Raw genomic sequence first — 23358 nt, 5'->3', positions numbered from 1 at the left:
TTTTCGTACACGAAAATAGGCTTAACCCGGTTTTCCGTTCCACTGCGCTTCGAACCCCAATGAACGGGAAGCGCCGACAGGTTGGCGGCCGAGGCGGTATCGATGCGTGACTGGCGCCTGCTCGTCCGGCTACAAACCGGACTCACCAGGGCCGGCTGCAAACCGGCGCTCCCAGGAAGGCACTCCCGAGAGGGCGCTCCCGGGAGGCGTGTCGCGCGAACGGATGATCGCGGGGATGTCCGGCTCAGATCATGGCGCCGCCGGGGTGTCGACGAAGGTGATGACGAAATTCACCGGCACGGCTTTGCTGATGCTGGCCAAGCCAGCGATTTCGCGCAGTTTTTCGACTCCGTCGCTCATCCCGAATTTGGCCGCGTCGATGATCGGCGGTTTGATGCTCGCCACCATCACGGTACTGGCGTCCAGCTTGGCGGCCTGCATCAAGAGCGTCATGGGCTGTACCTGGCCGTGCAGCGAGAGGCTGCCTTCGGCATTGATCTGGGTGATATCGCCCACGGCCATGTCGGCAACGAGCTTGGGGTCGATCCGGGCCGTGAGCACGGCCTCGCGATAATTGGTCGTCTCGAAGAGAAATTCCCGCATGCGCTCGTTGCGGATCGGAATCAGGGTCTCGACACTGTCGAGCAGGAGCGTAATCGTCGCCTGACCGTCGGCCTTCAGCGTCCCCGCCATCTTGCCGAAGGTATTGACCTCGGCCACATCGTTGGCCTTGATGGAGACGAAGGCGAGGTGCGAACGGGCCGGGTCGAGGGTCCAGTCGGCCAGCGCGGGGGTTGCGGCCAAGATCCCGGACAGGATGAGAGTCAGCATCGAGTTGCGCATCGGTTTCTCCAGATCGGATTGATAAGATGGGACGTTCAAACGAACATCGGCGTTTTCGACAGGCGAGACCGGAAACTTGGACGCAAAAATCCCAGAAACAAGCGCCCCGCGCGACGTCGCCACACCGCCAGCCTGGACAGGGGCGATTCAGATCGCCCTTCCCTGCTGGATCGCGCCCTTTCTGAGCGCGCGCCCGGCGATTTTCCCCGATGACGACCAACGGATGGCGCTGGTGCTGGAACTCACTCGCGAGCAGGTGCGCGGCGGCAGCGGCGGCCCCTTCGGCGCCGCCCTCTTCGCGTCGGACAGCGGTCGACTGCTCGCGGTCGGGGTCAATCTGGTCGTGGCTTCGCGCTGCTCCATCGCCCATGCGGAGATGGTGGCGATCGCCAGCGCCCAACAGATGTTCGGCCAGTACGATCTACGTCAGGCCGTTCCCGGCGGCTGCGTGCTCATCAGCAGTGCGGAGCCCTGCGCCATGTGTCTTGGCGCCCTGCCCTGGTCGGGCATCGACCGCCTAGTCTGCGCGGCGCGGGACGCGGATATCCGCGCCATCGGTTTCGACGAGGGCCACAAGCCGCCCGACTGGGTGGATGGCTATGCGCGCCGTGGCATCGGCGTGACGCGCGATCTGAGACGGGAAGAGGCGATTGCGGTGTTGCAGGAGTATGCGGCGATGGGCGGCGAGATCTATGGGGCGGCCGTCACTTCCGAAACCGGTTCTGATGACCGGGATGCGCTTGAATCTCCTACTCCGCGCTGACCGGGGGATCGAGATGCACCGCCAGCCAGAGACAGGACGGTTCGTGCGAGGTTCGCAGGACGCGATGCGGCGTGTGCGCGGGAATGAAACGGTAGTCGCCGGCGGCGAGCTGAAGCGTCTCGCCGGCGATCCAGAGCGTGGCCTCGCCTTGCAGCAGACAGACCCACTCGTCCTGCTTCTGATCGTAGAGACCGGTGTCAGGCCGGTCACTGCTCAGGATACGCTCGATCCGCAGTTGGCCCAAGCGCAGGAGATCCTCGAAAACTTCGCCCGCGGAGGGGATAGGCCCATGCGCGAAGAGGTTTCCTGGTTGCGTGCTGGAATCGTTCATGGCGAGCTTCTGGTTGTTGGTGGATCCGCATTCTCGATCAGGGATACGGGTCCGCGATTCGAGTGTTCATTCGCGTCCTTTCTAAACCTCGCGCGCCAGAAGGCGCACACCCCAATCCCGCAGGATCGCGCCAGCCCGTCCGATCACGTCCGGTAGCGCATCGCGAACGGTCGACGACAACTCCAGGTCCAGTTCCATCCGCTCGGGGACGATGCCGATCAGGACGATCTCGCTCGGCGGATAATCGAGCAGCTTGGTCATGGCCAGCACGTCGGTCACCCCCAGATGATGCACCGAGAGCTTTTCGGACAGAACAGCCCGGATCTCGTCGTCACGGATCAGGGCGATCGACCCCGGCGGCTGGTCGAGCGCGATGGCGTCGATCATCAGGATGCGCCGATAGTCGGCGAACAGCGGTAGCAGGTCCATCCCGGAGGTGCCGCCGTCGACCAGCGCGACGGCGGGCTCGAACCGATAGTCGGCTTCGAGACGACGCAGGACGTGGACACCCACGCCCTCGTCGCCCAGCAGCAGATTGCCCCAGCCGATCAGCAGGACATCCGACGGGTCGGTACCCACCGTGTCAGAAGGTCTTGACACTGACAATGTGACTGCGTTCGTTATCGTGCAGATGAATGGCGCAGGCCAGACAGGGGTCGAACGAATGCACGGTGCGCAGTACCTCCAGCGGGCGGTCTTCTTCCAGGATGGGATTGTCGATCAGCGATGCCTCGTAGGGACCGCGCGCGTCGTTCTGGTTGCGCGGTCCGGCATTCCAGGTCGAGGGCACCACGGCCTGATAGTTCTTGATCTTGCCGTTTTCGATCACGACCCAGTGCGACAGCACGCCACGCGGCGCCTCGTGGAAGCCATAGCCCATGATCTCGCCCTTGGGGAAGGTGGGCGGATTGAAACTGGTGGTGTCGCCGCTGGCGATGTTAGCGACCAGCGCATGATAGTTCTCGACCATCATGTCGTAGAGCACCTGGGTCCGCACGCAGCGGGCTAGATGACGGCCGAGGGTGGAATGCAGGGCGGTCATCGGTACCTGGCCGCCGGTCAGCGCGCCGACGCGCTCCAGCGCGTGATTGAGATAGCCGATGGTTCCCTCATGTCCGGCCGCGACCATCGCAAGCACGTTGGCGAGCGGTCCGACCTGTGCCGGCTCATTGAGAAACGACGGCGATTTGACCCAGGAATAGGCAGCGTCTTCATGAAAGTCGGTGTAGTCGGGATCGGTTTCGCCTTCATAGGGCGAGCGTGTCCAGTCGCCCTTGTACCAACTGTGCTTGATGCTCTCCTTGACGTTCTGCTCGAAAAAGGGATCGCCGAAGTGCTTGATCGGCTTGAATTGCGCGAGATCCGCGCCGGGAATATAGCCGCCGGGCATGCCGAAATCCGTCCCCTTGGTATCGCGCGGGAAATCGGGCACCGAGAGATAGTTCATCACGCCCGCGCCATAGGGCAGCCAATCGGCATAGAGCGCGCCGATGGCAATAAGGTCGGGCAGATAAACCCGGCGAATGAAGCCTTCCAACTCGTCCATCAAGGTCTTGATATAGGCGAGACGCTCCATGTTCAGGGCCGATTGATCGTCGGGGTTGATGGCGTTCGCCACGCCGCCGACGGCCAGGTTTTGGATATGCGGTGTCTTGGAGCCCAAAATCGCGGTGATCTGATTGGACTTGCGTTGATAGTCCATGGCTTCGAGATAATGCGCGACCGCCATCAGATTGGCCTCGGGCGGCAGCTTCATGGCTTTGTGGCCCCAATAGCCATGGGCGAAGATGCCGAGTTGACCGCTCTCGACCAGCTTCTTGACGCGCGCCTGCACCTCGGCGAAATGGCGCGCGTTGTTATTGGGCCAATCCGACAGACTCTGCGCGAGCTTTTCGGTCGCCATGGGATCGGCGCTCAGGGCCGAGACCACGTCGACCCAATCGAGCGCGGACAGATGATAGAAATGGACGACATGATCGTGGATGCCGTGCGCGGCCACGATCAGGTTGCGGATCAATTGCGCGTTCAATGGGATTTCGAGATCGAGCGCATCCTCGACCGCGCGCACCGAGGCAATGGCATGAACGGTGGTACAGACACCGCAGATGCGTTGCGTATAGAGCCAGGCGTCGCGCGGGTCGCGCCCGATCAGAATGGTTTCGATGCCGCGCCACATCTGTCCGCTCGACCAGGCGTCGACGACCTTGCCATCCTTGATATCGCAATCGATCCGCAAATGACCCTCGATGCGGGTGACTGGATCCACACAAATACGTTTGCTCGACATCTTACCCGCGCTCCTGTCATCTATTGAAACCGCGCCCCGCGACCTCTTGCCTGCAAGAGGTTCGGCTTGGAAGCAGTTAAAACAAAACCATCATTCACAAAACTGAAATCGCGTCTGGCGAAAAGACGGTTGACTCGGACAGCCCCGAGCCAACCCGAACACCGCGCCCGTCATGCCGGATGCGGTCGATGCGTCGCCAGAATCGGTGTTTTCTTGACGAAGAAGAGATAGGCCATGATCTCGATCGCCACGATGCCCAGGGTGATCAGCATTTCGCCCACGCCGGGGAAATAATGCCAGCCCGGCCCGGGGTTATAGGCGATCATGAAGGCGTCGAAGCGATAGAGCGCCCCAGCCAGCACCACGGCGAGCGCGCTCCAGAACAGGACCGTGGGACGCTCGCGCAGCCTGCGGTTGAGCAGCGTGACGATGGCGAATAGAAAGAGCGCCATTTCGGCCGCGAACAGGAAGGGCTCAGATCCCGGACGAGTCAGTGCCGCGAGATTTCCCGTCATCGCGAGATCGCCGATCCGCAGAACCAGATAGAGGATCAACAGCCAGGGAATGACGGCGCCAATTCGCGACAGCATGTCGGTTTCGAGTTCGCGCTTGAGATTGACCGAAGCATAGAGCGACTCGAACACCACCATGCCATAGCCCATGGCGATGGCCGTGATCAGAAAGAGCAGCGGAATGATGTTGGTCTGCCAGAGCGGATGGACCTTATAGCCCGCGATGATCAACAACGAGCCAAGCGACGACTGGTGCATCGTCGGTAGCAGAATGCCAAGTCCAATGAAAAAGAAGAGGACATGTCGCAGTTGGCGCAGCAGCCGATTGGCCTTCATCGCCTCCAGGATCGCCGGCGAAAATTCGATCCAGAGCACGAGCGTATAAAGCGTCACGCAGAGCGCGACTTCGAGCATCACCGAATTGAGGTTCGCGTATTGCGGCAGAAAAACATTGTAGAGCTGCCAATACCGACCGACATCGATGACGATCGAGATGCCCGCGAGCGTATAGCCAAAGACGCTGGTCAGGAGCGCGACCCGAATGATCGGATGGAATTGACCGCGATTGAAGAGATAGACCAGCAGGGCCATCGCGTAACCGCCGCACGCAAGCGCCGTTCCGGTCACCACGTCATAGGTGATCCACATGCCCCAGGGATAACCGTCGCTGAGGTTGGAGACGTCGCCGATACCGAAGATGAACCGGCGGATGATGAAGTAACCGGCGATCAGCGCCAGAACGCCCATGAAATAGAACTGTCTGGTCAAAAGCCGCCCGCCGATAGGCCGATAGACTTCAGTCATGGCCGCGTTCCTCCGCTTCGGTTTCGGACGGATCCTGATCCGCGGACGGATCTTCCCGCTCCTCGTGGGTATGCCGATAGGCGGCATAAACCAGTCCACCCAAGAGCAGCGTTGGCGCCATCATGCCGTGGTAGACCGTGTGCTGGATGGTCTCGGAAAGACGCGCGCGCGAGTCGTCGCCCAGCGCCGGCAGGCCAAGCTTCTCGAAGGGAACGCCCGCCATCAGCAGGTATTGCGTACCGCCGGTTTCGGTCTCGCCATAGACCTTCGGATAATATCCGGTCACCTCGGTCGTGCGGATCTCGCAGCCGCCAAGACGATGCACCGGGTAGTCCTGCCAGTCGCCCGGCTGGAACGTCAGTCGGCGATGGCCTTCCTTCAGCAGATCCGACACGCGCCCGAAGAGACTGGCACCGGTCGGGCAGGCATCGCAACAGGCTGGAATATCCCCTTCGGCTAGACGCTCGGAACACATCTCGCATTTGACGATCTTCGGAAATGCCTTGTCGTATTCGAACTTCGGAATGTTGAATGGACAGGCGAGCTGACAGTAACGACAGCCGATGCAGGCGTCGGGGTTGTAGGTCACGGCGCCGGTCACCGGATCCTTGGTCAGTGCGCTCACCGGGCAGGCCGAGATGCAGTTGGGATCGACGCAATGCATGCAGTTGCGCTTGACGAAGCTGAAGCCATCCACCTCGCGATCCTTCACCTCGGCCGTGCCGTTGGTGTAGACCTTGATCTTGTTCAGGGTCCGGCTGTTGAGGTCGTTGTCGGCGTCCCAGAGACCGCTGACGCCATGCGCCTGTTCGAGCGGGGTATCATGGGACATCGGCATCGCATTGGCCGCCTTGCACTCGACTTCGCACGCCTTGCAACCGATGCACAGAGTGGCGTCATAGAGAATCCCGACGGCATCGGGCGACAGTTCCTTGGGCGGTCGCGCCTGGGCCGTGGGAGCGGTCAATGCCGTCGCGGCACCAGCGAACACGACCTTGAAAAAATCACGACGATCAATGTTCATTGGTTTACCTCCTCTTCCGTCTTCGACGCGGCCGAGGCTGCGGTCTCGGCCTCAAGCTGTTTGAGCTGTTTATGCGCGCCCACGGCGTACACCACGGCCCCGCCGCCGATGGCGCCAGCCACCGCCGCCGCGCCGACAGTGACGCCGCCCGCGTGCTCGGTGAAGATCTCCGGGAACAGCGACGGCGGTGTCACCGATTCGACATCCGACTGTTCGTGCAATGCCTTGTGGAAGCCGACGCCCTGCTCGGCGCAGCCGAAGCAGGGGTGACCGATCCCGACCGGCCAGGTATTGGCGCCGACATCGCCGAACTCGATGGCGGGACAATTGGCATAGGTCTCTGGCCCCTTGCACCCGAGCTTGTAGAGACACCAGCCCTGACGATGGCCCTCGTCGCCGAACTGCTCGGCAAAGCGGGCTGCATCGAAATGCGGTCGGCGCTCGCAGTTGTCGTGGATCAGGCGCCCATAGGCAAAGGTCGGGCGGCCCTTGGCGTCGACCTCGGGCAGTTTCTTGAGGGTCAGGTAATAGAGCACGGTCGACAGCAGGTTGTAGGGCGAGGCGGGACAGCCGGGCAGATTGATGACGGGCAGCACGGTGCCGTCGGCCTTGACGATGCCTTCGCGCGTCAATGCCTCCTGGAGACCGACCGCTTCGGTCGGATTCGGCGCCGCGCTCTGTACCCCGCCCCAGGATGCGCAGGAACCGATCGCGACCGCCGCTGCGGCGTGCGGCGCGATCTCGTGCAACAACTGCTGCGGCGTCTTGCGCCCGATCTTGCAGTAGATGCCGCCGTCACGCATGGGCACCGAACCCTCGACGACCAGGATGAACTGGCCCTTGTTCTTTTCCAGCGACTCGTGCAGCGCCTGCTCGGCCTGATGACCGGCGGCGGCCATCAGGGTCTCCGAATAATCCAGCGAAATCAGATCGAGGATTAGTGTCTCGACGGCGGGATGCGTGGCGCGCAGCAGGGATTCGGTACAGCCCGTGCACTCCTGAAAATGTAGCCAAATCACTGTGGGACGCGCCTGGCTCTGCTCCAGGGCCGCCAGCACCTGACCGGACATGCCGAACGGCAGACCCATGGCCGCGGTGATGCCCAGGGTGAATTTGAGGAAACCGCGCCGGCTGATCCCCCGGATATCCAACTGATCCGCCAGATAAGGTCCAATCGCCGTTTCATTTGAAAAAACATCAACGTCTTTCATGGATACCGCCTTGCCGCCAGGAGCGCCGTCTGGATTCCGAGGGTCAATCCACTGCGGATCGACACCGTGCCTATTCTCAAAGTTAGTAATAATATTCTTATGTACTAGAATAGTTATAAGCCCAATTTCTTAAATTGTCTAATCGGAGACGATTCAATGTGTGAGCTTGGTCAATGGAGTGGCTTGACGGGCGGGGACGGACGAAAACCGAATGAAATACTGCGGATAAAGACCGAATAAAACGCTGATCTATTCAACCAGGTTTATTGATCGACCCTGATTGACATCGATTGACATTGATTTCTTGATGGCCCATCAATGATGATTGTCACTGCGTCCCTTGGGTCTCCGTGCTGAATTGAGAGGCGAACCGAGAGCAGTGAGCCTGACATGTTTGATTGACGGGGCCTTGCGATGTGGTTGGTCCGGCTGCCAGACTGACCGGAACGCCAACCGACCGGGCCTTCCGCGGTCGTGAACCCGATGTACAACTTGCGGTGACTAACCTGCGATGACGAACCTGTTCGCGAATCCAACCAACCCGCGCGATCCCCACCGCCAACCCAGGGCGGGGTCGTTTCCGACCATCATGGCCTTGAGCGGAACGCTGTTACTGACGCTCATGACCATTGCGCCTCCCGCCACGCCTGCGGCGCCAGCGACAGACAACAAATCCTGTCTGCGTTGTCACGCCATGGCGACACTGGCCTATCGCGATCCCGGCACGGGCGAGATTGTCGATCTGGCGATCGAGCCGCATGCGTTGTCGCATTCGGTTCACGGAGAACTCGACTGCATCGACTGCCATGAGGGAGACTTCGACCGCTATCCGCACCCGTCGGACGCAGCGAACGAGACACTGTCCTGCATCGGTTGTCATGAGAAGGACGATACGCAGGACAACATCGCGCGGTACAAATCGATCGATGCCGAATATGCCGAGAGCGTCCACGCCACCTCGGATGCAGCCGAAGCCGAGGGGTTCAGTTGCCATTCCTGTCACGACCCGCATGGCTTCCGCGCCTCGCAGGTCGGCGAGGAGATTGCCGCCATCGTCCGCGACGACAATCAGGTCTGTCTGTCCTGCCATGAGAAGGTGCGCGATCCACTGAGCGACCCGCATGCCTGGCTACCCAACCGGGAAAAACATTGGAATGCCGTGCGCTGTCTCGACTGTCACACCCCAGTCTCGGAGAATGGGAAAACCGTCTCGCATCAGGTTCTGAAGGCGGCAGACAGCAACCGGGACTGCGTCAACTGTCACTCCCGGGAATCCAGTCTGCTGAACCGACTCTATCAATATCGGTCGGAAGAAGATCTGGCCACCAAGGGCTGGCTCAACAAGGCGGTCTTCAACGAGGCCTATGTGGTCGGCATGAGCCGGAACGCCACGCTCGACCTCCTCGGTCTGATCGTCACCGGCCTGACGCTGCTGGTGCTTGCCGCGCATGGCTTCGGGCGTTACAAAGCCTACCAACGGACCAAAGGGGATCCGAAATGAACGCGCTGTATCTCTATTCAGGTTGGGTGCGCGCCTGGCATTGGCTCAATGCACTGCTGTTCCTGGTGCTGATCGTCTCCGGGGCCAGCATGCATTTTGCCGGAACCGGATGGCTGCTGAATTTCGAGACCGCGCGGCCGATCCATAATGTCGCTGGCATTTTTGTGACCATCGGCTGGATCGGCTTTGTCATCGGCAATCTGGTGACCGACAACGGACGCCACTATCGAGTGCACTTGCGCGGCTTTTTCCAGCGGCTGTTCTCGCAGATGCGCTATTACGGCTACGGCATCTTTCGCAGCGAGCCGCATCCCTTCCATCCGAGCGCCGAGATGAAGCTCAACACGCTGCAACAGCTCAGCTATCTGGGCGTCATGTATCTCTTGATGCCGGTGCTGATCCTGAGCGGCTGGGCCTTCCTGTTCTCGATCTATCTCCCGGAGACGCTGTTCGGTCTCGGGAGTGTCTGGGTCGTCGCCATGACGCACCTGACGGTCGCCTATTTTCTGGCGCTCTTCGTCCTGGTACACCTCTATATCATCACCACGGGCGATACCCTGACGTCGAATCTGCGCGCGATGATCACGGGCTGGCACCGGGAGACGCACCCGGAGTCACAGGGATAAGGCGATTCCGGAAATGAGTCTCCCCACTCAGAATGGCTGCAAGTCTTGTAGGGGCGATTTTAATCGCCCCTATATCCCCTGTATCCGCGCCCCCAACACGGCGAATGAATTCGCCCCGACAGTGGTACTTCCTTTTCCGGAAATCACCTCAGTGGCGCCATCGCCACCGGTGCCCTGTTTTTTTGATAACCCCAAGGGTTACAAATGACTATGAACCCCATCGCTCTGAAACCGCTCTCCCCGACCGCCAAACGTCGGCTCATCGTCACCGCGCTCGTCCTGATCGGACTGACAGTCGCCTACAAGGTGCTCTATCCGCTCGCCTTCGAGTCCTATGTCGGCAAAACCAACGCCCCGCTGACCTATGCCAGCAGCACGGCATTGACCAAGACAGAATTCGAGGCGCTGGCCCAGGAACTCAGCACAGACGCGCGCCATCGCAAGGCCGCGGCCATCGTCGACACCGATCAGGAGCCGTTCGCACGCCAGATCAAGATCGAGATGCTGATGAACACGGAGTCCTTCATCCGCGACACCGAGCCATCGCATATCAAGTATTTTCGCGAAGCTGGCATCCATCGTTACGAAGGCCCGCAAACCTGTCTGCATTGTCATGCCACGATCCAGGTCACGCATGGCGACGGAACCGTCAAAACGGTCGACACGCTCGGCGACATCGTTAATTCGGTTCATTTCAAGTTTCAAAGCGAATCGGGCGGTTTTTCCACCTATGGCTATGACGGGCGTCAGGTCAACAGCGGCGCGCACAAAATCCCGGTCGGTAAGATCAACCGTGCCTGCGGGATTCCGGGGAGTTTTACCTGGACGGGCTGGGCCGCGCTGGTCGAGAGCCGCCCGGAGCATGGCCAAGGCGAAGTGACGATGCGCAGCGAGGGCTGCGGTCAATGTCATATCGGCGGCAACTATCAGCCCGCCACCGAAAAGATGATGCCGATCGGCGATGTCCCCGCCGAGGCCAAGGACGGCATCGACTGCCTAATCTGCCATTCCACCGCTTACGACATGAATCAGCGTCATGTGATCCAGGACGACAAGGGGCTGCGCTGGAATCAGGATCGCAGTCTGCGCGCTGCGCTGACGGTCGGGCCAATCAACTCCGAGACCTGTCTGCGCTGTCATCAGCACAACATGGGCGGGGATGCCTATCGGCACAATAAAGCCGCGCAGGCGTTGGGACATGTCAATCAGCGCATCCTCCACCGGGGCGCGAAACGCGGCAATCCCTTCAGCCCGCACGACGACACCCACGCGGCGGCGGGCATCCAGTGTACCGACTGCCACGTTCCCGAGGGGCACAAGATCCCCCGCGGACGCAAGGGCGTGGATCTGGTCGCCAACGACCTCCCGACCAAGGATGTCACCTGCGAAAGCTGCCACACTCAGGCGCCGCACAACCAGTCCGAGCACAAGGCGCTGCTCAACGGCCATATCGCGCGGCTGGCCTGCGAAACCTGCCACATCAAGGAACTGGAAGCCGAGAACGTGGTGCTGCGCGACTGGGTACACCCGACCTGGGATCCCGAGGAAGGGCTGTTCGAACCGACCGACATCTATCGGTCGGGCAAGCCCGGCAAGGGTTTCACCTTCCTTTGGTTCAACGGCAACGGAACGTTTCTGGCCAACGCGCTCGGCAACAATCCGAACGGCTCGGAGGTTTACAATCCGCTGATGCAGCAGGTGGCGCGACTCGACGACCCCGAGATCATCGAGGCAGTGAGAGCGAAGGCCATCGAACTCAAACAGCAGTATCCGGACATCGACGTCGACTCCTATGTCCGGATGGCGACCGATCCGCTCTCGCAGTTGTCCCCGGAAATGCTCGCCAAGCGCGAGGCCATGATCCAGAAGAACCTGCGCGCCGCGATGAACCAGGGCGAAAGCCGGATCTATCCGTTCAAACTCTTCAACGCCATGATGTTCGAGGACATGACGAACCAGGGGCCGTTCGGGGCCATGATCCTGCCGTTCGACTACGCGAGCTATTACGAAACCGGCAATACGCCGGAATCGGTCAAGAAGGCCATTTCGGATCCCATCGTGCAACGCATGTATCAGGAGCCATTCAAGCTCTACATGATGGACGAGTTCATGTCCTATTTCGGCATTACCGAGGGCTGGAAAACGGTCTATCCGCTGGTCGATGGGCGGCTGGAGAATGTCGAGCCCCACTGGATGCGCCAGATGGGTACGCTGATGGTCAACCACGGCATCCAGGGCAAGGGCCGCGATTGCATCGAGTGTCACTCACCGGATAGCATCATGGACTTCAGGCAACTCGGGTATACGCCGGAGCGCGTGGCCGAACTGCAGGATCTCGACATCATCGAAAAACTTGAGGAACGGCCCGACAGCGCGGCGGCTCGGTCAGACACCGTCCAGCAATGATGTCCCGAATCGCTGAAACCGACGGCCAAGTCGCCCGCAAGCGGGCTCCTACACGCCCCGTAGGAGCCCGCTTGCGGGCGACGCCGATCAGAGGGAGGTTGTTGATGAACGGCTCCTAATGCCGATCGTCATCGAGTCGCCGCAAGGCCGTGGCGACTCGATGACGATCACTCTGGACGCGGTTTCGGCAGAACGATCATCCGTTCCACGTCCGCGAGACGAATCTCCCGCCCATCGATGGTTTGGAAGCGCCGCCCCTCCACACTCCCCCTTCGCACCTCGAAAGCGGTGATCTGACCGGTATTGGCGTTGACGACCTGGACCAGAACGACCTCGCGCGCATGTCGCCATCCCGTATACAGATGCAAAGCGCTGCCGAGGACCATCAAGGTCAGAACCGCCGACACGGCGAGTCGCATCACACCCGGCGGCAGCAGCGGCGGCCTTGGCGGCTCCAGACCCCGGGCAACCCGGTCGGACCGGATACGCGCGCGGATGACGCCATAGGCACCGAGGATCACGGCGGCGGTCAAGAGTAGTTTCCAGATCATGGCATGTACGATAACACGGCAAATCGACAGAAGCAGGCGACTTGGCGATGCGCATCCCGATCAGTTGCAACTGACCGACGCACGGCCTTAACATCAGACTTGTTGCCAAGGTCAGCCGCGAACGCAATCATCCGAACATGTATCGCCTAATGCCTGCCGCGCTCCTGTTGATGGCCTTGGCGCTTGCCGGTTGCCAGGAACCGAGCCGCCCCACCATGAGCATGGATCGCGCCGTGAGCAGCAGCGATCTGGATCAGCTCAAGCGGCATCTGTATTGGAAATCGAATGTCAATCTCGCGGACATCAATGGCGATTTTCCGCTCCATGTCGCGGCGCGAAATGGCCGCGTGACGATCGCCCGCGAACTCGTCACCCATGGCGCGGATCCCGGCGTGTTGAACCGCCATGGCAAAACGCCGCTTGAGGTCGCGCTGGCGAACGGCAAGACCCAAGTCGCGCAGATGCTGATTGAGCACGGTGCGCCCTTGAATCCGCAAGACATGCTCCTGCAACTGGCACGCGAAGGGATCGCGGATCGGGATGTCTTTGAATTCCTGTTGCGACGCGGCGCGGACATCGATTTACCCGACGCACGGGGCGAGACGCCGCTGCATATCGCCATCTCGGAGGGTCACCTTGGGACTGTTTCGCGACTGATCGGATATGGCGCCGAGGTGAACCAAGCGGATGCCAAAGGCCGTTTGACCTTGGAGATCGCCCAATCGCAGGACAAGGGACCGAACTCGACCAACATCGTCGACCTGTTGATCCGTAACGGCGCACGCGCCACCACCCGCGCCGGAATCGCTCCCGGCCCAAACCAGTCACTCAAGACCCAGGGGAAGCAAGAATGAGCGAGAAGCTCGAAGACCTGACCGTCAGCTATTCGGAAGACGGCATCGAGACCACCAAAGAACTGGGGAAAGTGATTCTCTCCAAGGGTAGCTGGACCACCATCGTCTTCCGCTATCAGGATTGGGATCGGGCCAAGGAGGATTACGGCCCCGAGAAATACACCATTCGACGTTATCAAAAACGCAATGGCGAGTATCGACAACAATCGAAGTTTAATATTTCCAGCCGCGCGCAGGCCAAATCACTCATCGACGCCCTGCAAGGATGGCTGGTGGAAGAGTGAACCTGAATTTGGCAAATTGAACCGCAAAGGCGCAAAGGACACGAAGAAAAACAGAGGCGGCCATATTCGGACATTAGACCAGCCCCGGTGACGTATCCTCGCTGAGCGCCCGTCGATAGACAACCCGATCCCGGCCCTGCGCCTTGGCGGCATAGAGCCGCTCATCGGCTTGCATGATGAGTGTGTCGATGCCCTCGTCCGGCGCGAGATCGCCGCTATTGGCGACACCCGCGCTGAAGGTGACGCTCAATGGCGTTCCATGAAAGTCGAAAACCTGATGCTTCAGGCTCTCCCGCAGTCTGGCGAGCATGGTTTCGATCTTGCGCTGGTGGCTATCGGTGACCACGACAATGAATTCCTCGCCGCCATAGCGTCCCACCAGATCATAAGGGCGGACGCTCTTGCCAAGCAGGGCCGCGAATTCCCTGAGCACCAGATCCCCGGCCGGATGGCCATGGGTATCGTTGATCTTTTTGAAATAATCCAGATCGATGAAGGCAATGGCGAAGCAATGCGCTTCGCGGGTGAATTCGGTCATGAGCGCACCGAGCCGCTCAAGCATGTAGCGTCGGTTGTAGAGACCGGTCAGCTCGTCATGGATGGACACCCGGTACAGCTCGGCCTCGGCGCGTTTGCGGGCGGTGATGTCGATGATGAGCCCTTCGATCATCCAGACCTGGCGCTTGCCATGATCATGGACAAAGACGCCCTGTTCGAAGACCCACTTTTCCTGCCGGTCAGCGGTGATGATCCGGTACTCCAGCGCGGCGGGTCGGTCGGCATCCCTAGCCTCCTGCCAGATCGCCCTGACCTGCTCGCGGTCCTGCGGGGCGACCAGGTCATTGTAGGCAATGACGCGATTGTGCAGCAGATCCTCACTGCGGTAGCCGGTCAGCTGCAGACAGCCCGCGGAGATGAATTCCATCGTCCAGTCATGGTCATGGCGACAGCGATAGGCGACGCCCGGCAGGTTGGCGATCAGCACGGATTTACTGCGCTCGCTCTCGCTCAAGGCGTCATTGATTTTTTTGAGCCGCAGATTCCAGTAGAAGGAGACACCGATCAGCGCGGCCAGCGTCCCGGCGATCCGCAGAATGAAACCGTAATCCATCGGTTTGACGATGGTGATATTGACGTGCCGGTTGACAATCTCCTCGCGCTCGCGCGGACTGATGGTGGCAATCCCCTTGTCGAGGATGTCGCGCAGCAGGGGTTCGCTTTGCAGCACGCCCATACGCAGACGGTTGACGTACTGCTCGGGCGCTTGTCCGGCGATTTTCAGGTTGAACAACCCTTCCTTGCGAATGGTGTAGGCGGCAACGGTCAGCGAGCGTAGCGTGAGATCCGCCGCGCGGTTCGAGACGGCCTGGAAGGCGTCGTTTTCGGTCGGCACCTGGAGGATGGTCAGATTGGGGAAGTCGCGCCGGATGCGTTCCTCCATCGAGGTTCCGCTGGGCAGAACGATGGTGGCATCGCTCAACTGAGTGGCGTCGGCGATGAAGGGATGCTCTTCGCGGGTGATGAAGACGCTGGGATCGATGAGCAGCGGCTCGGTGAAGGTCAGCCATTCCTCGCGCGCGGAGGTTCGATTCAGAAAGGGGAGGATCAGGACATCTCCAGCCTTGGACAGTTCGACCGCCGCATCCCAGTCCCGCGCGATGACCGGCGTGATTTCGATCCCCAGTCGTTGGGCTGCGAGCTCGACCAGATCGATGGCGATGCCGGTGATTCCGCCGCTTTCGTCCAGATGTTCGAATGGCGCCCAGTCCGGATCCGGCGCCAGTGTGATGGGGCCGAGTCTCCGCAGATAGGTCGTTTCTTCCGCGGTGAGCGCGACCGACGGCCCCGCTGCTTGCGTGATCGGCACGCCCAAGAACAGTGCCAGCAGCAAGCAGGCGGGGTTTAAGACGACCGCCATCCAGGGCGCGCGTCGCAACAATGCCAGCAGGAGAATCAATGGACGCAAGCGTCACATCCTGGTCGATACCTTGGGGTCGCGGATCTCGTCGCGTCCGGCCAACAGCGACCGTCCACGAGACGCGCCTTAACGCATCTGCTCCTGCATCAGCGTGAGAATCCGTCGACCGCTCTCGGATTGATCTGGCTTCCCAGTCGAGTCGAGCACAGAAACTCGCGATTCGGTGTCGTTGCCCACCACCTGAATCCGATACTGCTTGACGGGATCGATCTCGTTCTTGCGCCAGAACGCAAGCCGCGAACCTAGGCCAGGTTTTTTGCCTTCCGACCGCTCCGCGCCATCCTTGCCCGCGTAACGCACATAGAAAAGACCGCCGCTCTGATCGCGATCCTCGACCGCGAAACCCGCCCGATCCAAGGCGGATCCGGTCAGACGCCATGCCCGACGGAATTCTTCCGGAATCAGCAGGACTTGAGCGCCGCCTTCGGTCACCAACCGCGACCTTGGCCCCTGGGCTGGAGCGCCGGCTGGATCCGCGGTCACGGCGGCGCTTTCCTTCGCGGCACCCATGAAGACCATCAGACGCCTGAGCATCTCGGCTTCCTTGGCCGAATCGGTCCCGCTCGGCTCCCAAACGGTCCGGCTTCCGTCGCCGATGGCATTGGTGACCAGTTTCTCTTCCATCCCCCGGTGGGTCAGATGAATATCCGTGGTTCCCGCGCTCGCCCCCTCTTCGATGCGCAGACTGTATTGATCGCGGGTGGAGGTCGCGTAGACGCCTTCGATCAACTTGCCAGCCATTCGCGTCAAAAAGTCCTGCCGGATTTCCGCGCGATTATCGAGCCAGTCGGTTCGCATCACACCCACGGCGGGATTCTGTTCCGCGAGCAGGATGCCCTGCTCGCGCCAGAAAGCGATGACTTTTGGCCAAACCTGTTGAGGGGGCGCCTGAACCGCCAGCCAGCGTTCGTTGCCGGTTCGCTTGAGTTCGATGTTCGATACCGCGGGCAGGACTTCGCCATTCGAGGCGACCTGCTGACGTTGCGCGCGACTTCCGGTGTACTCCGAGAACGTCGCTGCCCCGCCACCGGAAGGGATATCCAGTGCGTCGTCGAAGTGACTGCTCGTGAGATCCGGCGGAATTTCAAGATTTTGGCCCGCCTCGCGTTGCTTCTTGTAGACAAGCCGCTGATCCGGGATCGCCTCGTCGAGACCAAGCGAGCTACAGCCAATCAGTTGGGAAAGTACGATCGACAGAGCAATCGCACCGACAAGCTTAAAACCTGATCTCAATGTCTGGAACTCTCGGTCAGTGTGGTCATCCTGTGACGACGCGGTGTGAAGACGCTGGACGGTGGTTGCCTCAAACGAGGCCGGCCAGCTCCATGGCATAGCGGACACGCGCATGATATTCCTCGGAAAGCCAGGTGAGTGGCAGACGAATCCCCCGCGCGCAAAGCCCCATTTCGGCGGCCGCCCATTTGACGGGGATTGGATTGGACTGCACGAACAACTCATGATGCAGCGCATCGAGCGGCTGGTTGAGCGCATGCGCCCCTTCGCGATCGCCGCTCAAGGCGGCCTCGCACATGGATTGCATCTGGCGTGGCGCCAGGTTGGAGGTGACCGAGATGACGCCATCTCCGCCGAGCAGCATGAATTCGCAGCCGCTCGCGTCATCGCCGCTGTAAAGCAAAAAATCGTCCCCGCAATCCTGACGCAGCCTAGGAACCCGCGCGAGATCCCCGGTGGCTTCCTTCACACCGATGATGTTCTCGATCGGCGCCAGCCGGGCGACCGTCTCGGGGAGCATGTCACAGGCGGTGCGCCCCGGCACGTTGTAGAGAATTTGCGGAAGATCCACTGCCTCGGCCACGGCCTTGTAATGCAGGTAGAGACCTTCCTGGGTCGGTTTGTTGTAATACGGGGTGACGAGCAGCGCGGCGGCGGCGCCGACATCCCGGGCGCAGCGGGTCAGGGTGATGGCCTCGCGGGTCGAATTCGCGCCGGTGCCCGCGATCACTGGGATCCGGCCGGCCGCGAAGTCCACCGTGCGGCCGATGACCTCGCAATGTTCGTCTTCGTCCAGGGTCGCCGACTCGCCGGTCGTGCCGACCGCGACGATGGCCGTGGTTCCGCCAGCGACATGGAAATCGACCAGACGTTTCAGACTGGCATCATCGATCCCTCCATCCGAATGCATGGGCGTTATAAGCGCAACGATGCTGCCGCGAAACATGCTTCAACTCCACTCGACCAGATCATTGGATGCAGGCTGGCATGGTAGCTTGCGCGACCCTGTCGAGACAACCGCCGAACGCCCTCGGTCGTCAGACAAAGGCGGCCTGGCAGAGCGACAGCAGCGCTGCGGGGAACAGACCGAGCCCGAGCAAGGACAGGCCGTTGAGCGTCATGGCCGCCCGCACGCCACCAGTCGTGACCAGTACGGGGGCGTTCGGCGCCGGACGGTCGAAATAGATGAACTTGACCACGCGCAGATAGTAGAAGGCACCGATGATGGAAAAGGCCACGGCCACCAGGGCCAGCCAGACCAGATCGAGGCGGATCACGGACTCCAGCACCAGAAGTTTGGCCATAAACCCGACTGTCGGCGGGACGCCAGCCATGGAAAACATGATGATCGCCATCATGGCCGCATACCAAGGATCGCGATCGTTGAGACCCTTGAGATCGTCCAGATTCTCGGCATCGAAACCCTCGCGGCTCAGGATGAGCAAAATCCCGAAGGCGCCGGCGGCCATGACCGCATAGACGATGGCGTAGAACATGGCGGACGCATAGCCCTGAGCCGAGCCGGCGAGCAGACCGAGAAAGATGAAGCCGACATGCGAAATGGTCGAATAGGCCAGCATGCGCTTGATGTTCGATTGCGCGATGGCGACTAGATTGCCCAGGCCCATCGAGAGGACGGCCAGGATGATCAGCATCCCCTGCCAATCGGCCAACAGGCCCTGCAGGCCATCCGCCAGCATGCGGATTGCCAGCGCAAAGGCGGCGATCTTGGGGGCGCTGCCCAGAATCAGTACGGCGGGCGTTGGCGCGCCTTCATAGATATCCGGCACCCACATGTGGAACGGCACGGCGCCGAATTTGAAACCGATGCCGATGACCAGAAAGGCGATCCCAAACACGAGCACCTTGTTCGACATGCCCTGCTCGGCGACGGCCTGTGCCACCGGGCCGAATTCGATGGACCCGGTCGCGCCATAGATCATCGAGATGCCATAGAGCAGCATGCCGGAGCCCAGCGCGCCCAGCACGAAATACTTCATGGCGGCCTCGGCGCCCGCCTTCGAGTCGCGGTCAAAGGCGACCAGCGCGTAGAGACAGAGCGCCTGAAGTTCGAGCCCGAGATAGATGGTCAGGAAGCTGTTGGCCGACACCATGATCAGCATCCCGAGGACCGCCAGCAGACCGAGGACATAGAATTCCCCGACCAGCATGCCGCGATCCTTGAGCCAGGGGCGCGCATAGATAAAGGCAAAGAGACTGACCAGCAGGATCGCGCCCTTGAGCAGATCGCTCATGGCGTCCCGGACCAGATTCCCGTCGAAGAAAATCTCGCGTTCGCCGCCGCCGACGGCGCCGGTGAGCGCGATCGCGACCACCAGGCCGAGCAAGCTCAGGGTGTGATTGAAACCCTTGTCCTTTTCCTTCAGATAGAGATCGACCACGAGCACCACGCAGGCGGTGATCAGGAGGGCGATCTCCGGCAAGATGGGCAGCAGATTGGCGGCGTCAAATGGCATGTGGTTCTTCCAATTCTAATGTGTCATCAGTCGGTGCCGGGGTTAGTGCGTCGCCGCCACGGGTCTGCCGTTCAGCTCGGCGATCGGCTCGGGCCGCGCCAGGACGCAATCGGCGCTCTCGGCGGCGGGCAGCTTGCAGACGCTGACCTGAGTGACCAGATTCTCGACCGTCGCATGCATGACGTTCATCAGCGGCGCGGGCCAGAGACCCAGCGCCAGCACGGCGGCGGCCAGCGCGCCCAGGTTGAAGGTCTCGCGAGCGTTCAGATCCCGCAGGACCGCGACCTTGTCGTTCTTGACCTCGCCGAAGACGACCCGCTTGACCATCCAGAGGGTAAAGGCCGCCGCCAGGATCAGCGTGGTCGCGGCCAGCACCGCCCACCAGAAATCAGCGCGGAAGGTGGCCAGGATGACCATGAACTCGCCTACAAATCCGGAAGTGCCCGGCAGGCCCGCGTTCGACATGGCGAAGAAGACCATGAAGGCGCCGAACCAGGGCATGGTGTTGACCACGCCGCCGTAGTCGGCGATCTCGCGCGAATGGACCCGGTCATAGAGCACGCCCACGCAGAGGAAGAGCGCGCCGGAGATGAAGCCGTGCGAGATCATCTGCACCATGCCGCCCTCGATGCCCATGACCGAACCGGACGACAGCGCCGGGTTCTGGATGATGCTGAAGACGATGAAGAAACCGAGCGTCACGAAGCCCATGTGCGCAATGGACGAATAGGCGATCAGCTTCTTCATGTCCTGCTGTACAAGGGCGACGAAGCCGATGTAAAGGATAGCGATAAGCGACAGCGCAATGATCAGCCAGGCCAGCGAGGCGCTGGCGTCCGGCGTGATCGGCATGGAGAAGCGCAGGAAACCGTAGCCGCCGATCTTCAGCATGATCGCCGCCAGGATCACCGAGCCGCCGGTCGGCGCCTCGACATGGGCGTCCGGCAGCCAGGTATGGACCGGAAACATCGGCACCTTGACCGCGAAGGCGAGCAGGAAAGCGATGAAGATCAGAATCTGCGCGGTCATGCCGAGTTGCAGTCCCTGGAAGTCCAGGATGCTGAAACTGCCGGACTGGAAGTACATGTAGATCAGCGCGACCAGCATGAAGACCGAGCCGAAGAAGGTATAGAGAAAGAATTTGATGGTCGCGTAGACCCGATTCGGTCCACCCCACACCCCGATGATGATAAACATCGGGATCAGCATCGCCTCCCAGAAGACATAGAAAAGGATGGCGTCCAGCGCCGCAAAGACCCCGACCATGATGCCGTTCATGATCAGGAAAGCAGCCATGTACTGCGACGGCTTGTAGGTGATGACCTCCCAGCCCGCGACGATCACGAAGATGGTGATGAAGGTCGTCAGGATGATCAGGGGCATGGAGATGCCGTCGACGCCCAGGAAATACTCGACGTTGAAGGTCGGAATCCAGGTCGAGCGTTCGACGAACTGCATCTGGGCGGTGGTCGAATCGAAACCGATCCAGAGTCCGAGGCTGACCAGGAAGGTCAGCACGGCGAAGGTCAGCGCGATCCATTTGGAGAGATTCGCGGATTTGTCGCCGCTCGCCAGGACCACCAGGCCGCCGATAATCGGCAGCCAGATGACCAGTGTCAGCAGGGGGAACTCATTCATTCAGGGTGTCTCCCTTGCGCGTCAGAGCGTCACGAAAAGCGTCAGCAGGCCAACCAGCCCGACGATCATCGCAATGGCGTAATGGTAGAGGAAACCGGTTTGCAGATGGCGCGCCGACTGGGCCATGCGGGCGACCCACTGGGCCGAACCGTTGACGATCGCCCCGTCGATCACCGCCCGGTCGCCGGTCATCCAGAGCGCCCGGCCCAGGTTGCGGCTCCCTCCGGCGAAGACCCGCTGATTGAAGTCGTCGAAACCATATTTGTCCTGCAGGATCCGGGTGACGGGTCCGCCCAATGCCTGCAACTGTTCGTCAATGCGCGGTTTGAACGCAAAGATACCCCACCAGATGACGGCCGCCAGCCCCAGTCCGGTCATGGCCAGGAAGAAGGGCAACGCGGTGAGTCCATGCTGGACGAAGGCCGCCTGACCGTGCCAGTGCTCTCGCAGATGATGAAGCGTGTCGTGCTCGTGGGCGACGACGATGGGACTCCAATCGCCAGAGGTGAACCAATCGGCGACCAGCAGCGGCTCGACGGTATACCAGCCGATAAAGACCGACGGGATCGCGAGCAGCACCAGCGGGACCGTCACCACCCAGGGCGTTTCATGCACATGATGCTTGGTGTGTTCGTCCATGCGCTCCTTGCCATGAAAGACCAGGAAGTACATACGGAAGCTGTAGAGCGCGGTGATCAGCACACCGACGGTGAGCAGTACCGAGGCATAGCCGGCGCCGAAGAGTTGCGAGGCGCCCACGGCCTCGATGATCGCATCCTTGGAAAAGAAGCCCGAGAAGCCGGGAAAGCCGATCAGCGCCAGCGAACCCAGCAGCGCCGTCACCCAGGTGATCGGCATGTATTTGCTTAAGCCCCCCATGTGACGGATATCCTGTTTGTGGTGCAGCGCGATGATGACCGAGCCCGCCGCCAGGAACAGCAGCGCCTTGAAAAAGGCGTGGGTCATGAGATGAAAAATGCCCGCCGCGTAGGCCGAGGCGCCCAGCGCCGTGACCATGTAACCGAGCTGCGAGAGCGTCGAATAGGCGACCACCCGCTTGATGTCGTTCTGGACCAGTCCGATCAGGCCCATGAAGAAGGCCGTGGTCGCGCCGATGATCAGCACGAAGCTGAGCGCCGCCTCGGAGAGCTCGTAGAGCGGCGACATGCGCGCCACCATGAAGACGCCGGCGGTGACCATGGTCGCGGCATGGATCAGTGCCGAGATCGGGGTTGGGCCTTCCATCGAATCCGGCAGCCAGACATGCAGCGGAACCTGGGCCGACTTGCCCATGGCGCCGATGAACAGCAGCACGCAGATCAAGGTCATCAGCGACACGCCGCCGAAGAGCGCGACCTGGGTGTCGGCAAATTCCGGCGCCCGAGCGAAGACCTCGGCGTAATCCATCGAATTGAAATACATCCCGACCGCGGCGATGCCGAGAATGAACCCGAAGTCGCCCACCCGATTGACCAGGAAGGCCTTGAGATTGGCGAAGATGGCGCTCTCGCGGGTGGACCAGAAGCCGATCAGCAGATAGGACACGAGGCCCACCGCCTCCCAGCCGAAGAACAACTGCATGAAGTTGTTCGACATCACCAGCATTAGCATCGAGAAGGTGAAGAGCGAGATATAGCTGAAGAAACGCTGATAGCTGTTCTTGCCGGTCAGCGCGCCATGCGGCCAGTTGTGCTCGTCATCGGCCATGTAGCCGATGGTATAGATGTGCACCATCAGCGAGACGAAGGTCACCGTGGCCATCATCAGGACCGTGAGCTTGTCGACCAGGAAGCCGACCTCGAAGCGGATGCCGTCCGAGACCATCCAGGTATAGACGGTGTCGTTGAACACTGGTTGATCGTGCCAGATGAACCGCGACAGCACCCAGAGCGAGAGTCCGGTGGAGATGCCCACGCCGGCGATCGTCACCGAATGCGAGGCGCGCCGCCCGATCTTGCCGCCGAGAAAACCGGCAACGATGGCGCCGATGAGTGGCGCGAGCACAATGGTCAGGTAGACGTTTTCCATCTCTTCA

At 61.0% G+C, this 23358-nt stretch carries 20 protein-coding genes and 1 pseudogene; 7 read left to right on the top strand and 14 right to left on the bottom strand.

Translation table 11 applies throughout. The features are described from left to right. Nucleotides 1-249 precede the first annotated feature (249 nt). Nucleotides 250-843: a YceI family protein gene (locus tag THIVI_RS19055; RefSeq protein ID WP_014780166.1), complete on the bottom strand. Its 594-nt coding sequence runs from the start codon at nt 841-843 to the stop codon at nt 250-252. Nucleotides 844-919: 76 nt separating this feature from the next. On the opposite strand from THIVI_RS19055, the gene THIVI_RS19050 reads away from it, so the two are divergent. After that, complete coding sequence (locus THIVI_RS19050) at nt 920-1606, top strand: nucleoside deaminase (RefSeq protein WP_014780165.1); 687 nt, start codon at nt 920-922, stop codon at nt 1604-1606. On the opposite strand, the gene THIVI_RS19045 is transcribed toward THIVI_RS19050, so the two are convergent. The 6 genes from THIVI_RS19045 to THIVI_RS19020 all read right to left on the bottom strand — a co-directional run bounded on the left by THIVI_RS19045 (nt 1593) and on the right by THIVI_RS19020 (nt 7775). Further along, on the bottom strand, nt 1593-1937 hold the full coding sequence (locus THIVI_RS19045) for a cupin domain-containing protein (protein ID WP_014780164.1): 345 nt from the start codon (nt 1935-1937) through the stop codon (nt 1593-1595). The two genes, THIVI_RS19050 and THIVI_RS19045, sit on opposite strands and share 14 nt — an antisense overlap. A gap of 81 nt (nt 1938-2018) precedes the next feature. Further along, nucleotides 2019-2516, bottom strand: coding sequence for a HyaD/HybD family hydrogenase maturation endopeptidase (locus THIVI_RS19040; protein WP_014780163.1), 498 nt, complete (start codon nt 2514-2516; stop codon nt 2019-2021). 4 nt (nt 2517-2520) lie between these two features. Then, a complete protein-coding gene (locus THIVI_RS19035) occupies nt 2521-4224 on the bottom strand; it encodes a nickel-dependent hydrogenase large subunit (RefSeq protein ID WP_014780162.1) in 1704 nt (567 codons plus the stop codon). Nucleotides 4225-4394: 170 nt separating this feature from the next. Then, on the bottom strand, nt 4395-5540 hold the full coding sequence (gene hybB / locus THIVI_RS19030) for a Ni/Fe-hydrogenase cytochrome b subunit (protein ID WP_014780161.1): 1146 nt from the start codon (nt 5538-5540) through the stop codon (nt 4395-4397). Further along, nucleotides 5533-6564 carry a hydrogenase 2 operon protein HybA gene (gene hybA, locus THIVI_RS19025; RefSeq protein ID WP_014780160.1) on the bottom strand — a complete coding sequence of 344 codons (1032 nt, stop codon included), beginning with the start codon at nt 6562-6564 and terminating at the stop codon, nt 5533-5535. Before hybA ends, hybB begins: the two co-directional genes overlap by 8 nt. After that, complete coding sequence (locus THIVI_RS19020; protein ID WP_014780159.1) at nt 6561-7775, bottom strand: hydrogenase small subunit; 1215 nt, start codon at nt 7773-7775, stop codon at nt 6561-6563. The genes hybA and THIVI_RS19020 overlap by 4 nt, the downstream gene beginning before the upstream one ends. A gap of 511 nt (nt 7776-8286) precedes the next feature. On the opposite strand from THIVI_RS19020, the gene THIVI_RS19015 reads away from it, so the two are divergent. From THIVI_RS19015 to THIVI_RS19005, 3 genes are all read left to right on the top strand, one after another. After that, entirely contained in the window at nt 8287-9276 is a 990-nt protein-coding gene (locus tag THIVI_RS19015; protein ID WP_014780158.1) for an ammonia-forming cytochrome c nitrite reductase subunit c552, read from the top strand. Continuing rightward, on the top strand, nt 9273-9902 hold the full coding sequence (locus THIVI_RS19010) for a cytochrome b/b6 domain-containing protein (RefSeq protein ID WP_014780157.1): 630 nt from the start codon (nt 9273-9275) through the stop codon (nt 9900-9902). The genes THIVI_RS19015 and THIVI_RS19010 overlap by 4 nt, the downstream gene beginning before the upstream one ends. A 204-nt stretch (nt 9903-10106) precedes the next feature. Continuing rightward, nucleotides 10107-12308, top strand: a complete 2202-nt coding sequence (locus THIVI_RS19005; protein ID WP_014780155.1) for a multiheme c-type cytochrome — start codon at nt 10107-10109, stop codon at nt 12306-12308. A 167-nt stretch (nt 12309-12475) separates the two neighbouring features. Here THIVI_RS19005 and THIVI_RS19000 read toward each other — a convergent pair whose 3' ends face one another. Beyond that, on the bottom strand, nt 12476-12859 hold the full coding sequence (locus THIVI_RS19000) for a hypothetical protein (RefSeq protein ID WP_014780154.1): 384 nt from the start codon (nt 12857-12859) through the stop codon (nt 12476-12478). 149 nt (nt 12860-13008) lie between these two features. Here THIVI_RS19000 and THIVI_RS18995 point away from each other — a divergent pair, with 149 nt between their 5' ends. Together THIVI_RS18995 and THIVI_RS18990 are read left to right on the top strand one after the other, a co-directional pair. Next, nucleotides 13009-13713, top strand: a complete 705-nt coding sequence (locus THIVI_RS18995; protein WP_245537312.1) for an ankyrin repeat domain-containing protein — start codon at nt 13009-13011, stop codon at nt 13711-13713. After that, complete coding sequence (locus THIVI_RS18990; protein ID WP_014780152.1) at nt 13710-13997, top strand: hypothetical protein; 288 nt, start codon at nt 13710-13712, stop codon at nt 13995-13997. The genes THIVI_RS18995 and THIVI_RS18990 overlap by 4 nt, the downstream gene beginning before the upstream one ends. A 73-nt stretch (nt 13998-14070) precedes the next feature. Here THIVI_RS18990 and THIVI_RS18985 read toward each other — a convergent pair whose 3' ends face one another. After that, complete coding sequence (locus THIVI_RS18985) at nt 14071-15915, bottom strand: diguanylate cyclase (RefSeq protein ID WP_157174668.1); 1845 nt, start codon at nt 15913-15915, stop codon at nt 14071-14073. Between THIVI_RS18985 and THIVI_RS25905 the strand changes: the two are divergent. Further along, nucleotides 15902-15991: pseudogene (locus THIVI_RS25905) on the top strand (IS5/IS1182 family transposase); the annotation flags it as partial. The gene THIVI_RS18985 and the pseudogene THIVI_RS25905 sit on opposite strands and share 14 nt — an antisense overlap. A gap of 50 nt (nt 15992-16041) precedes the next feature. Here THIVI_RS25905 and bamC read toward each other — a convergent pair. The 5 genes from bamC to nuoL all read right to left on the bottom strand — a co-directional run bounded on the left by bamC (nt 16042) and on the right by nuoL (nt 23351). Next, the gene (bamC, locus tag THIVI_RS18980) at nt 16042-17208 is read right to left on the bottom strand and encodes an outer membrane protein assembly factor BamC (RefSeq protein ID WP_041447098.1); all 1167 of its coding nucleotides are present in this window, start codon (nt 17206-17208) and stop codon (nt 16042-16044) included. A 70-nt stretch (nt 17209-17278) separates the two neighbouring features. After that, nucleotides 17279-18154: a 4-hydroxy-tetrahydrodipicolinate synthase gene (gene dapA / locus THIVI_RS18975; protein ID WP_014780149.1), complete on the bottom strand. Its 876-nt coding sequence runs from the start codon at nt 18152-18154 to the stop codon at nt 17279-17281. 91 nt (nt 18155-18245) lie between these two features. Further along, a complete protein-coding gene (nuoN, locus tag THIVI_RS18970) occupies nt 18246-19685 on the bottom strand; it encodes an NADH-quinone oxidoreductase subunit NuoN (protein ID WP_014780148.1) in 1440 nt (479 codons plus the stop codon). A gap of 42 nt (nt 19686-19727) precedes the next feature. Next, nucleotides 19728-21323 (bottom strand): NADH-quinone oxidoreductase subunit M, encoded by a 1596-nt coding sequence (locus THIVI_RS18965; protein ID WP_014780147.1) that lies wholly within the window; start codon nt 21321-21323, stop codon nt 19728-19730. Nucleotides 21324-21344: 21 nt separating this feature from the next. Beyond that, complete coding sequence (gene nuoL, locus THIVI_RS18960) at nt 21345-23351, bottom strand: NADH-quinone oxidoreductase subunit L (protein ID WP_014780146.1); 2007 nt, start codon at nt 23349-23351, stop codon at nt 21345-21347. Nucleotides 23352-23358 lie beyond the last annotated feature (7 nt).

The sequence above is a fragment of the Thiocystis violascens DSM 198 genome (assembly GCF_000227745.2).
Lineage (GTDB): Bacteria > Pseudomonadota > Gammaproteobacteria > Chromatiales > Chromatiaceae > Chromatium > Chromatium violascens.
Note: the sequence above shows the minus strand (reverse complement) of the source record. Positions and strands in the feature narration are given on the sequence as shown.